The 11,721-nt window shown below is 68.7% G+C and carries 11 protein-coding genes and 3 pseudogenes; 9 read left to right on the forward strand and 5 right to left on the reverse strand.

The window, feature by feature from the left end:
• Positions 1-196 precede the first annotated feature (196 nt).
• Positions 197-604 (forward strand): annotated as a pseudogene (locus ACZ562_RS33970) (DUF4158 domain-containing protein).
• 73 nt (positions 605-677) lie between these two features.
• On the opposite strand, the gene ACZ562_RS33975 reads toward ACZ562_RS33970, so the two are convergent.
• A complete protein-coding gene (locus ACZ562_RS33975; RefSeq protein WP_471187366.1) occupies positions 678-1,301 on the reverse strand; it encodes a DJ-1/PfpI family protein in 624 nt (207 codons plus the stop codon).
• Between the two features lie 92 nt (positions 1,302-1,393).
• Here ACZ562_RS33975 and ACZ562_RS33980 point away from each other — a divergent pair, with 92 nt between their 5' ends.
• The 6 genes from ACZ562_RS33980 (at position 1,394) to ACZ562_RS34005 (ending at position 7,168) form a co-directional block, all read left to right on the forward strand.
• Entirely contained in the window at positions 1,394-2,731 is a 1,338-nt protein-coding gene (locus ACZ562_RS33980) for an aminotransferase-like domain-containing protein (protein ID WP_471187369.1), read from the forward strand.
• Positions 2,732-3,004: 273 nt separating this feature from the next.
• Positions 3,005-3,259, forward strand: coding sequence for a hypothetical protein (locus ACZ562_RS33985; RefSeq protein WP_471187371.1), 255 nt, complete (start codon positions 3,005-3,007; stop codon positions 3,257-3,259).
• Positions 3,260-3,903: 644 nt separating this feature from the next.
• Positions 3,904-4,347, forward strand: a complete 444-nt coding sequence (locus ACZ562_RS33990; protein ID WP_471187374.1) for a DUF6336 family protein — start codon at positions 3,904-3,906, stop codon at positions 4,345-4,347.
• Positions 4,348-5,736: 1,389 nt separating this feature from the next.
• The gene (locus tag ACZ562_RS33995) at positions 5,737-5,913 is read left to right on the forward strand and encodes a hypothetical protein (protein ID WP_471187377.1); all 177 of its coding nucleotides are present in this window, start codon (positions 5,737-5,739) and stop codon (positions 5,911-5,913) included.
• 21 nt (positions 5,914-5,934) lie between these two features.
• A complete protein-coding gene (locus ACZ562_RS34000; protein ID WP_471187380.1) occupies positions 5,935-6,384 on the forward strand; it encodes a DUF6338 family protein in 450 nt (149 codons plus the stop codon).
• Positions 6,385-6,685: 301 nt separating this feature from the next.
• Complete coding sequence (locus ACZ562_RS34005; protein ID WP_471187383.1) at positions 6,686-7,168, forward strand: hypothetical protein; 483 nt, start codon at positions 6,686-6,688, stop codon at positions 7,166-7,168.
• Between the two features lie 24 nt (positions 7,169-7,192).
• On the opposite strand, the pseudogene ACZ562_RS34010 reads toward ACZ562_RS34005, so the two are convergent.
• Positions 7,193-8,033, reverse strand: a pseudogene (locus ACZ562_RS34010) (IS5 family transposase).
• 42 nt (positions 8,034-8,075) lie between these two features.
• Positions 8,076-8,450 (reverse strand): annotated as a pseudogene (locus tag ACZ562_RS34015) (transposase); the annotation flags it as partial.
• Positions 8,451-8,618: 168 nt separating this feature from the next.
• Between ACZ562_RS34015 and ACZ562_RS34020 the strand changes: the two are divergent.
• Positions 8,619-8,936, forward strand: a complete 318-nt coding sequence (locus ACZ562_RS34020; protein WP_471187386.1) for a helix-turn-helix domain-containing protein — start codon at positions 8,619-8,621, stop codon at positions 8,934-8,936.
• 131 nt (positions 8,937-9,067) lie between these two features.
• Here the strand turns inward: ACZ562_RS34020 and ACZ562_RS34025 are convergent, their stop codons facing one another.
• A complete protein-coding gene (locus ACZ562_RS34025) occupies positions 9,068-9,346 on the reverse strand; it encodes a hypothetical protein (protein ID WP_471187389.1) in 279 nt (92 codons plus the stop codon).
• Positions 9,347-9,539: 193 nt separating this feature from the next.
• Positions 9,540-10,571 carry an SMP-30/gluconolactonase/LRE family protein gene (locus ACZ562_RS34030; protein ID WP_471187392.1) on the reverse strand — a complete coding sequence of 344 codons (1,032 nt, stop codon included), beginning with the start codon at positions 10,569-10,571 and terminating at the stop codon, positions 9,540-9,542.
• 131 nt (positions 10,572-10,702) lie between these two features.
• Here ACZ562_RS34030 and ACZ562_RS34035 point away from each other — a divergent pair, with 131 nt between their 5' ends.
• Positions 10,703-11,644, forward strand: a complete 942-nt coding sequence (locus ACZ562_RS34035) for a helix-turn-helix transcriptional regulator (RefSeq protein WP_471187395.1) — start codon at positions 10,703-10,705, stop codon at positions 11,642-11,644.
• Positions 11,645-11,721 lie beyond the last annotated feature (77 nt).

The raw sequence follows: 11,721 nt of genomic DNA on the forward strand, positions 1-11,721 counted from the left end.
GACCTCGCCGAACGCTGGGCGCCGCGCGTCCGCTGACGATCAGCAGCCCGCATAGCGCCGTGCCTTGAGGAGTGGCCGGGTCGTTCACCATGAAATGCGGTAAGCCGCTGATATGACGGGTCGGCCCGCACGCGAGTGGTTGTGGTTGGGGTTTTCGGTGGCGACCCGTGTATTCGCAGATGACGAGCTGTAACGGCTGCGCGGCTTTCCGGAAGGAAACAAGGAAGAGCTGATCCGGTTCTTCACCCTGATGCCGGCGGACGTGGGGTTCATCGACCCCGGACGCGGCCGTAGCCCGAAAGACCGACTGGGGCTGGCGGTCCAGCTGTGCACGCTGGCCTGGCTCGGGTTCGTCTCTGAAGACGTCGTCTAGGCGCCACCGGCGGCAGGGGCTCGGCTCTCCGAGCACCTTCAGACTCCTGTGGGCGAGCTGCCGTTCTACGGGCGACGGAGGCAGACCCGCACCGGGCACCTGCGCGAGGTGGTCCGGTATCTGAACTGGAAGCCCGCGAAGACGCTGGTGCTGAGGGAGCTGGACGAGTTCCTGCTCGCCCGCGCAATGGAACACGACTCTCCATCGCTGAACTACGTGAGAGTCCGGTAGGTGCGGGCCGCGAACGAGCGGCCCGGCTGCCGGGGCGTGGCTTCCAGGCCGGTCGCTGCTTGCGGCTCATTGTTCAGACGAGCGCCGGTGTGGGAGCGGGCAGGTAGGGGGTGATGTTGCGCCAGGCGCGCTCGACGTATTCCTCCTTTTCGCCGACCGGGGCGACATAGTGCAGCGCGCTTTCGGCGGCGTCGTTGCCCTCGAGGCGGGCGATGATCCAGGCGGCGAGGTAGTGCGAGGCCAGGCAGCCGCCGGCGGTGGCGATGTTGTCCTTGGCGTAGAAGGGCTGGTTGAGCACCTCGACGCCGGCGGCGATGACCCACGGCTTGGTGGTCAGGTCGGTGCAGGCCGGGATGTCGTTGAGCAGGCCGAGCTTGGCCAGCACGAGCGCGCCGGAGCACTGTGCCGCGATGAGTTGGCGCGAGGGGTCCAGGCCGCGCAGGATGTTCATGATCGCCGGGTCTTCGACGACCTCGCGGGTGGCGATGCCACTGCCGACGATGACGGCGTCAGCGGCGCACGCCTCCTCAAGGGTGGACATCTGTTCGATGACCACTCCGTTCATCGACGTCACCTTGGGGGCGGGGGTGGCGATGGTGACGCGCCAGTCGTCGGTCTTGATGCGGTTGAGCACTCCGAGCGCGATCAGAGAGTCGAGCTCGTTGTAGCCCTCGAAGGTGAGGATGGCGATGTGCACGGCGGTTGTCCTCCGTAGGAGTGGGGTGGGTCTTGACGGTAAGGACCCGCGAACATGACGGTCAAAGAATTGTCATGGATACAATTCGGCGCATGGCAGCCTCGCGGTACAAAATGCTGGTCGACGCGCTCGCATCCGACATCCGGACGGGGCGGCTCGCCGCAGGCGTGCGGCTGCCGACACACCGCGGGCTCGCCGCCCGTGAGGGCATCGCCGTGGTGACCGCGACTCGGGTGTACGCCGAGCTGGAAGCGATGGGTCTGGTGAGCCGGGAACAGGGCCGCGGCACGTTCGTGCGTGACATCACGGTTCCCGCCGGTCACGGCATCGATCAGCAGGACGTCGCCACGGATGCGGTCGACCTCACCTTCAACTATCCGTCGCTGCCCGGCCAAGCCGAACTCCTACGGCAGGCCCTGCGGGAGGTGGCCACCTCCGGTGATCTCGACTCGCTACTCCGCTACCAACCACATCGAGGGCGTCCCCAGGACAGATCCTCGATCGCACGGCACCTGAGGCGTCGAGGAATCACCACCGACGCCGATCGGATCCTCATCGTCAACGGTGCGCAGCAGGGCCTGGCCATCACTGTCATGGCCGCGCTCAACGCCGGCGACGTCGTCGCGGTCGACGCGCTCACCTACCCGGGTTTCAAGGTGCTCGCGCACGCCCTTCAACTCGACCTGGAGCCCATACCCACCACCACCGACGGGCCGAATCTCGATGCTCTTGAGAAGCTGTGCGCTACCCGCCCTGTGCGCGCGATCTACACCATGCCCACCCTGCACAACCCTCTGGGCTGGGTCATGCCGGCAACGGACCGAACCCGCCTGATCAAGATCGCTCGACAACACGGTCCGCTCATCATCGAAGACGCCGCATACGCCTACCTGGCCGAGGACCCTCCACCGCCTCTGGCTGCAACCGCGCCGGACAGCACCGTCTACGTCTCGGGACTGTCCAAGAGCATCGCCACCGGCCTCCGGGTCGGCTTCGTCGTCGCCCCGCCATCAGTAGTGCCGTCGCTCGAACGCGCGATTCGGGTGACTACCTGGAACACCCCCGCCCTCACCACCGCGATCGCCTGCCGCTGGCTCGACGACGGCACGGTGGACCAGTTGGAAGCGCAGAAACGAGACGACGCCAAGGCCCGCCAGTCACTCGCCAGACAAGAGCTGGCAGGCCTACCACTCATCAGCCACCCCTCGTCCTACTTCACATGGCTGACGCTGCCCGACGACGCACGCGCCGATCGCCTGACCGCCGCCCTCGCGCGCCGGAACATCTCGGTGACCACAGCGGAGCCGTTCACCACCTCGACGCACACACCGCAGGCGATCCGCCTCGCTCTGGGCTCGACCGATCTGGACCGTCTCCAGTCGACGCTGCGTACAGTGCGACAAGTCGCCGTCGAGGACGCCTACACCTGAACTCCCCTCGACCAGCCGATTCACGCTCCGCACCGGCGTCTGCGTACGAAAGTCCGTCGGAGCTGGAGGCCTGAGGCCCGGTCAGCCTGCGACCCGAGACTGTTGACAGCTCGTGAAGGGGCGGCTGGCCTTGAAGTGCGTGAGGAAGCACTTCGGGACCAGGGCGCCGATTTCGGCTGCCTCACAAGCATGGATGTGACACAGGCCGTCGGGGGCCGCGCAGTGATCCCTCCCCACAGGTCGGCCTGTCTCACAAGCTGGTGTCACAACGATGTGTCAGAACCCATGTTGCGGGACATCCGCCACGCTGGCCACGCGTTCGCGGAGCTGCTCCTGCCCTCGTCCAGGAGCCGGGCGGCCCTGTCTCTGGATGTAGGCGCGGGCTTCGTCGGCCTGGCGTTGGGCGGCGCGGAGCCGTTCGATGTGGGCGCAGGCCTGCACAGCAGCCACGAGTCCACTGGCGTGCAGGGGAGTTCGGGGCCGGAGCCGCACCGCTCGCCCACCCGGGTCCTGTGCGACCTCCCGTGAGTTCCCCTGAGCCGGGCTGAGTCCTCGACCTCGTGGCCAGGGGATTCTTTCTCCTTCGGGTGCACTGCATCTCTGTGACGTAACTTCGGGATTCTTGAAGCGTTCCCACTTCGTCCGACCGATCCGCAGTCGGGCTGAAGGCGAGGAGGCTCGGGTTGACGCCGACCGCACCCGCCGGGCCACAGAAAAACCGGGACCCGGCGGGCGACCTGCCTCAGGAGCAGGGACGGCCGTTGGCCGGCGCGGGGAATCCCCCTGCCGCGGGCTTCGGACGGGCGAGGACGGGCCCCTGACGCAGGTATGCGAGTGCGGGACTGGGACCGTTGGCCCGGACACCCGGGCACTCAGGCGAGGCAGCGCCTTCCCACAGGGTCGCCGTGCCCAGGTCCGCCCTGGAGCCGATTGTCTTTTGGTGGCAGGGGCTTCGCCCGGCGCCATGTTGATCCATGCGCCGGGAGGCGACACCGGCCTCGTACCCCAGGCCCAGCCAGCGCCAGGAGGTCTGACCGGAGCCGAACCCGAGTTCCAGCGGTAGCAGTTGAGACCGAGAAGACCGGGTGGTGGCGGAGCTGTCATCCAGCTGGATGTCGGGGTTGGCCAGGCCTAGGGATCCCGCGCCCTGAGCTCCCGATAGTGTCCCCTCCATGACGGGGACACAGCGCACCGGAGCACAGCCGACTTCTCGATGGACCACGGACGAGGAGGGCGTACGCGTGCCGCGGCTGCGCTTCAAGGACGTTGTCGTGCGAGGGATGCTGCAGGGCATCGCCGCAGCCGCCCTGCTCTATGCGGCCACGCCGTTTATCACCGACCACCACGACCGCGAAACGTTCCTCGCCGTGGTGGCCGGGTTCTCCATGATCCTGGCAGGAACGGGGATCGTGATCGGGGGCTACTTCTGGACGGCCTGCGCGGGTGACATCCGTCGTTGGCGCGACTGGCGCACGATCACCGGCCAGACAGACGGCGTCATGATCATGGCGCCGGTACTCGTACGCTCGGGCGTCCTCGCCCTCGTGCTCTTCCCCAGCGCCCTCGGCCTCTACCACCTGGTCGACTATGCTGCGTACGACAGCTGGCTGTATTGAAGTTGAGCCAGGACGCCCCCGCCGGCGTAGGCGGTACGGCCAACCCTCCCGGCCTCGGTGCCGGACACGTCGCCGAGGGCACCAAGCCGCACGGCGTGGTTGGTCCAAGTCCGCTTCGAGGCGTCCTCGTCGAGAGGCCAGACAGCCATACCCAGGCCAGCCCGGCGAAAGCACCCCCTGCGCAGGCTTCGAACGAGGCGAAGGCCGGCCCCTGACCGGTGCCCGGGAGGGCGGGTGCGGAGCCGGGAGCCTTCGGCCCCAGCCAGGCACGTCACTGGCCCACCGGCCCGGCGAGGGGGCCGCAGCCCCACCGGGGCTGAACAAGGCGGTGACGGCCCGACATGAGGCCAGGCAGCCGGCGCCGCCGCGCCCCGCCAGGCAGGCAGGGCGGGCCCCGCCTTGGCGCCCATCCCTCGATGGCGGCCGGGCGGGGGTGAACCCGGCCGCCGGCCTGCGGATCAGGACCGGGCGAGCAGGAGGATCAGAATGTGAACTCGAGAGGAAACTGGCGACCACCAAAGCGCCGAAGCCCTCGCCCGAGAGGCCGCCGACATCGGTGACACCAGCGCCCTGGTCCGCCTGGCCGTAATGCGGGTGCAGGCCGGGGACGAGCAGGGTGCCGAAGCCGTGGCCGTAGAAGCCGCCGACGCCGGTCAGATCAATGCCTCACACCGCTTGGCCGAGATACGAGATGGGTCTGAGGTGCTCAAAAGAGCGGTGGCCGTATGGGCTGGACCCGGATGCTACGCCGACACCCGCCTGGTAGCGGCTTGGCGTTCACCATCGTCATCGTCTGGCCCGCGCGCCAGCCAGGTACTCCAGGACCGAGAACTCCCGCGGTGTGAGGCCCACTGGCACCGCAGCACGTGAGAGCGAGCGGCGCTCGGTCCGGTCGGACGCGGAGCGTCTGCCCGGCACGCGGCGAGGTGGTACGGCGCGCGGAGCGTGCCGCACCGCCGACCGGCACGCGTCCGAGCGGGGCCCCCAAAGTGAAGGTGCACCGGATCTCCAGCGCAAGGAGTGCCGATGGCTGCCCGTCTTGGCCCCGCGCTTGCTGCTCCGTGTGCGATGCCCCGTTGGAGTCGGGGGCCGCGCCGCGGGCGGTGTACTGCTCGGCGGCGTGTCGGGCCAGGTAGTGGCGGCGTGTGCGCCGGATCCGCCGCAGTGCCACGGCTGAGTTCGATGGGGTGGGACGCACGTCAGCCGGATCATGGGCAAGCCGGGGGCACCGGACCGGGCCCAATTGCTCGTGGCCTACGAGTCCGGGCTGATCACGCCGGAGAGGGTGGAGGACAGTGGGACCAGCGACAATTTGTATCAACTCTCCCCCACCGGAGCGTAATTGTGCCAACATATCGCCTCTGACCGACAAAGGGGGGAAGGTACGGCGTGTGCGCGGAACCGAGCGGTCACCTGACGGAGCCCGAGGAGCCGGAAGACGACCACGCCGACGAGGTGGAGACCTTCCGTGGACAGGCGATCGTCGACCCGCACGCCGAGATACCGTCCTCCGACGTACCTCCCCAGCCCGCTCCCGCTCCCACCGCCTCGTCCACCGATGACTGACGCCCGGCCGGGGCGAGGCCGATGCCGGGCAACGTAGTCGGACTGGTTCTCTTCATCGCCCTTCTTTTCCCCGGCTATGTGTACGAGCGGCGGCGGAGCAGGGACGTTCCCGACCGCCGGCGCACCCCCTTCCGGGAGACACTGTCCGTGGTGTTCGTCGGGGCGCTGGCGGACTCCGTCTTCTTGCTCTCCGCGCTGCTGTTCACCGTGCTCGGGCCTTCCTGGGTACCGGACGTACCCGCGCTCATCGGCAGCCCCGGTCCGTATCTACAGGCGCACCCGCTGCGTGTCGTGGCGCTGCTTGTGTGGGTTGTCGTGGGTGGCTGCGCGCTCGGCCTGCTGTGCGCGGTGCGGCCCTGGCGTTCCGTGGTACGGCGTCGCTGGCCGGACCGGAGCCGACACGAACGTCTGCGCGATCCACAGCAGTCCGCCTGGTGGCTGCTGTTCCACGCTAAGAACCCGCGCGGATAGGGGTGGGTATGGATGCGACGGGCCCAGCGTCCTGCCGGAACAGCTATGGAGGATGTGACGCTCCGTAACCGTATGTGCTGGTGTTCCCGGTGGCCGTGCTTGTGTGGGGCGTTCGTGTGTCCGGGTGCGGGGCCCGGTGGTTCTCGGAGCTCGGCGTAACTGCGTGGTTCGCCCTGGGGCGGAGTTGGCGATCAACATGTGCTGGTGGAGGGCGTATTAGGGTGCAGGGCATGTGTGATGTTCTGTGGCCTGCGTGTCTCCACATCAGGCCGAGCGAACGGTCATGGAAGGAGCAAAGTGGATGAGTTTTGATCTTGTTGTTGTACCCTCTCGGCTTCCCAACGATCTCAAGGGGCTGTGGGAACAGGCGATCGCCGGGCATGGGCTCCGGGTTGAAATCTGCCCGACCTTCGACCCGGCCACGTGGCTTGGTGGTTTCCTCCCGTTTCAGCTGCACTCCGGACCGCTGGCCTTGCTCGGAACCGATCTCCGCGAACCGGTCCTCGCAGGGTGCGAGGTGTACTTCAGTGAGGGTGAGGTGGTCTTGTCGACCGGCAGCGGCAGATCGTCAGCGGACTTTGCCGTGCAGTGCATTGCCGCAGCGACCCTGACCGTCCTCACCGAGGGCATGTACGAGGATCCGCAAGCCGGGACAAAACACGACTCGCGCAGCGCCACGGATGCCGCCCTAGCCGAGATCCATGCTTTCATTCGTCGCCGCATCACTGAACAAGCCGAACTCATTCAGCGTCCATTTCCCGGCTGGCACATACTGCAGCGGTAAGGTCGTGCGCGGATAGGCGTGGGTTCACGGGCGGCGGTTCGGGCGTTCGTCCCAGCGGTGGGTGGTCCATGCCCGGCGGATCAGGCTGCGGACGGTGATGATGCTGTCGGCGAGGTCGAAGAAGGCGTCGATGACGACGGCCCGGCGCTCGTAGCAGCGGGCGAGGCGGTGGAAGGCGTTCTGCCAGGAGTGGGTCCGTTCGACGTGCCACCTCTGGCTTGCCTGGATCGGTGCCTTCACCCCTGTGTGCGATCCGGCCGTGCAGGCCGCGTTCGTCGAGCAGGGCGCGGGTCTTGTCGGAGTCGTAGCCGGCGTCCAGATGCACGGTGATGTCCTGTGGGAGGGGGCCGAGGTCGTCCAGGCGGTCCAGGGTCGGGGCAAGCAGCGGGGAGTCGTGACGGTTCGCTCCGGCCAGCACGCGGCCTAGTGGGATTCCGTAGCCATCCGTCATGCCGGAACGTTTCAGGCCCTGTTTGCCGCGGTCGACCGGTGATCGTCCTGTGACCTCACCACCGCCGGGGGCTTTGGTGATGGAGCCGTCGACGGCGATCTGGTCTAGGACGAGGCCCACGATCCGGTCGTAGGACTCCAGCGCGATCTGCTTGAGCTTGGCGAAGATGCCCAGTCGTATCCATTCGTCGCGACGGTTGCGGATCGTGGTGGCCGAGCAGGTCGTGTCCGCGATCGCCTGGTAGGAGCAGCCGAAGCGCAAGAGCTGCAGCATCTTGTCGAAGACGATCCGGTCGCTGATGCGTGGGCGGTGGCAGCCCAGCGGATGGGTCGGCACGTAGGTCGATCGCTCGGGCAGCAGGGCGGCGAATTGGCCCCAGAGTGGTTCGGTCAGCCATGATGGCAGTACAGGCAGCTCCCACTCGGGATTCGGATAGCGATGACCTGCTTCGCTGCCCATTAGGATTCGGGCCTGTCAGGTCCCCCTTTTCAGGGCACGCATGTTCACCGAGTCGATCGCGCAACGGGATAAGTCCAGCTCACCGCGGGCGCCGAGGTCGTCGAGGACCAGGCGGTGCAGCTTGGCCCAGACCCTGGCCTTCGTCCACTCGGCGAAGCGCCTGTGAGCCGTCGCTCCCGACGGCCCGAACGACGCGGACGGCAGCTGCTGCCACGTGCAGCCCGACGTGGCCACGAACACGATCGCAGCCAGCACCTCCCGGTCACCGTGCCGGCGCCGGCCGCCTCCCTGAGGCCGGGTAGGCGCTTCCGGCACCACTCGCTGGAACAGCTCCCACAATTCGTCCGGCACCAGCCGCTCAACGATTCCCACGGCAGCAGGCTATCGAACACGGCCAAATGAGATGGTGTCTACTCTTCCCAATCCCGTGCCCTATGCGTCCGCGGACGCCCCGCTGCCCGGCACCCGCGAGGATCCCGCCAGTCCGGCCCGATCGAATCTTCGGGAGCGGCCTACAACCGTCTCTCTCCCATCCTGTCCATGCTGATCCGCACCGCCCAGCTCACGAACAAGGAGGTCAGTAGCCGGATCGGGTGCTCCGCGTCCTACTTGTCGCGGATCCTGTCCGGCGAACGTGTGCCGACCTGGGACCTGACCCGGAAGTTCGCCCAGGCCTGCGGGGCCGACCCCGAAGTCCTGCGCACCGTCTGGGAGTCCGAGAAACTCAGCCAGAAAACCCGCGAGCTGCCCACCCCGGATCCCGACGCCCCTCCCCTGCCCGCCACGGAACAACTGCGGGCCGCCGTCCACACCTGCATCTGCGCGCCGGGCGCCCCGCACCCAGCGACATCGCAGTAGCCAGCCGATGGCTGCTGAGCACCGGCCAGTCGCCTCCATCCTCCACAGCACAACACTGCCGCACCCCGACTCCTGGAGACCTTCGTTGCCCGGCTGCGTGAGACGGCCGGTGTCACGCAGGCCCGGCTGGCCTAGGTGCTGCGGACCATGACGCAGACCGTGAAGAACTGGGAGAGCGGCCGGTCGGAGCCGCGTCCGCCGCGTCGTGAGGCGTGTCTGCGGCTGTTGGAGGGCTGGGCGGCGAAGCACCCGGCTGAACCGGCTGCCGAGGCCTTGCCGGAGATCTTCTCCGGGCCCGCTCCCGCACCCGAGCAGCCTGTGCCATCCGCCGGCAGCGGCAACTCCGGTTCGCCCGCCAGCAGTTCGTCCACCGCCGCAAACGGCTCGTCCTGACTCGGCCGGTCCGGCATTCGCCACCTCCGCCCCCACACTAGCGAAATTAGCCTGGGATATATCCAACTCCTTAACCCTGAATTACGGATCCATTAGGGAATAAAGGACGGAGCGGTAGTCGGAAGCCGTCTCAACCGCAGCAAGGGCGTCTGGTGGTCGCCCGGCGTGATGTGCGCCGGGCGCCCCCAGCGGTTCGCGCCGTCCTGGCGGCTACAGGTCGACGCGGCGCAGCACCAGGTCGTCGGCCAGGCCCCCGGAGAACAGAACATCGAGTCGCCCGTAGAGGACGTACTCGCCGCACGGGGTGGCGGTGACGGTGGTCGGCGCCGCGTCCGGCCAGGACTGCCGGCGTACAGTGGTCGCGCTGGCCCAGTCGTCGCGGCTGCGCAGGACGCGGACCGCCGACACCCCCTGCGGGCCGAGCGGGTTGGTGACCGCCAGCAGTGTGCCGTCCGGGCGCACCAGCAGCCCGTCGCCGTTGTGGACCGGCTCGTCGGTGACCACCTCGCGCACGGTCGCTCGCTTCCCGGTCGTGACGCGAAACAGCTGTCCGCCCCAGGACTTCACGGCGAGCAGGAAGCCGTCCGGGTGCCAGGCGATCCCGTTGAGCCCGAAGCCGAACGGGTTCTCGAGGTCGTGGAAACGGGGGTCGCGCACCAGCACCGAGGCGTGCCCGTCGACGTCGACGCGCAGCAGCGCCTCGCTGAGCGAGTCGGTGACGTAGGCGGTGCCGTCCGGCGCCACGGCCACGTCGTTGGCAATGTGAGGGCCGGGGCCGGCGGCCTCGGCGAGGTCGACGAGGCGAAGCGCCTCGCCCGTGCGCAGGTCGAAGATCCCGAGTCCGGACAGTTTGGTGGCGGTGGCCGGGGTGCTGCGCTCACCCACCCCGGGGTCGGCGTAGGCGACGAGGACCCGCCGCCGGGCCACGTCCACGCGTACGCCGAGCGTGGACACGATCGCCGGATGGCTGATCAGAGTCTGTACGTCGCCGTCGGCGCCCACGACCGAGACCGTGCCGTGGCGCACCGAGCTGACGAGAATCGCGTGCCGCGTCGGGTCGTAGGCCACCCCCTCCGGGTGCAGGGCTGCCGCCGTGGCGGTCACCACCGCAGGCAGGCCGTTTCGGTCGGGTCGCCGCCGACCGGTGCCGGCCGCGTTCGCGGGGGCGGCGACGGTCGTGGTGGCGAGGGTGGCGGCGCCGAGCAGCGGCACGGCCAGCATGGAGCGTCGGGTAACGGCCATCACGTGTCCTTCGGGTGTCGGATGTCGCGGTCGCTACCGGCGACCGCCCCTGGCGCCGGTAAGCGTGCGGTCGGACGCGGAGGCAAGGAAGTGTCTGACAGTAATAGGATCGCCGCCATCAGGGAGGGGCAGTGCACGACACACGATCTGACAACGGCACGGCGCGCCGCCGCGTGCTCGGCGAGTTCCTGCGCGCAAGGCGGGCCCTGCGCCGTCCTGAAGACGTCGGGCTGCCCGCCGGCGGGCCCCGGCGCACCCCTGGCCTGCGCCGCGAGGAGGTCGCGCTGCTGTCAGGCGTCGGTATCAGCTGGTACAGCTGGCTGGAGCAGGGACGCTCGATCAACCCTTCGGAAGCGGTACTCCGCAGCGTGGCCCGCACCCTCGGCCTGACCACCGCCGAGACCGACCATCTGCTGATCCTCGCCGGCCTGCGGCCCGAAGAACCCCGCGGCGGGCCGCCCGCCGCAGTGGTGCCCGACCCCCTGGCCCGCCTAGTGCACGAGCAGCGGCCGGCCGCCGCCTTCGTCATGGACGCCCGCTGGGACCTCGTCTGCTGGAACGACACCGCGACGGCCCTGCTCGGCCTGCCCGACCAGACCTCCGACCCGCCGAACATGGCCTGGCACATGTTCACCCCGCCCTACCGCGCGCTGCTCGACGACTGGGAACGCCACGCCCGCCACGTCGTGGCCCAACTCCGGCTGGCCGGCGCCCGCCTCGTCGGCGACGACCGCTTCGCCGAGGTCCTCGCCCGACTTCGACGCGAGCACCCACAGGTGCAGCAGTGGTGGGACCTCGCCGAGGTGCAATGCCGGCTCGACGTGGCCAAACGGTTCCACCATCCAACGGCCGGCGGCATCGACGTCGACGAGGTGGTCCTGCGCCCAGCCGCGGCCCCCGACCACCAACTGACCATCCTCCTCCCCCAGCCGGGCAGCCACGCGCCGCTTCAGCAACTGACCACCCACACACCCGCGAACCCGACCCCGCGACCCGGCGGAGAACCCGCCGAGAGCACACCCGCGGGCGCCGAAGCAACGTCGAACGAGGCCAGGGACGACCCTCGGACGTGACAGCCAGCCGGGCACAGCGGACATGTCAAAGCCTGAAGCCTGCCCTACGGACCTGACGGCTACGGACAAGACTTCAG

This window comes from Streptomyces sp. NPDC040410 (genome assembly GCF_055595715.1).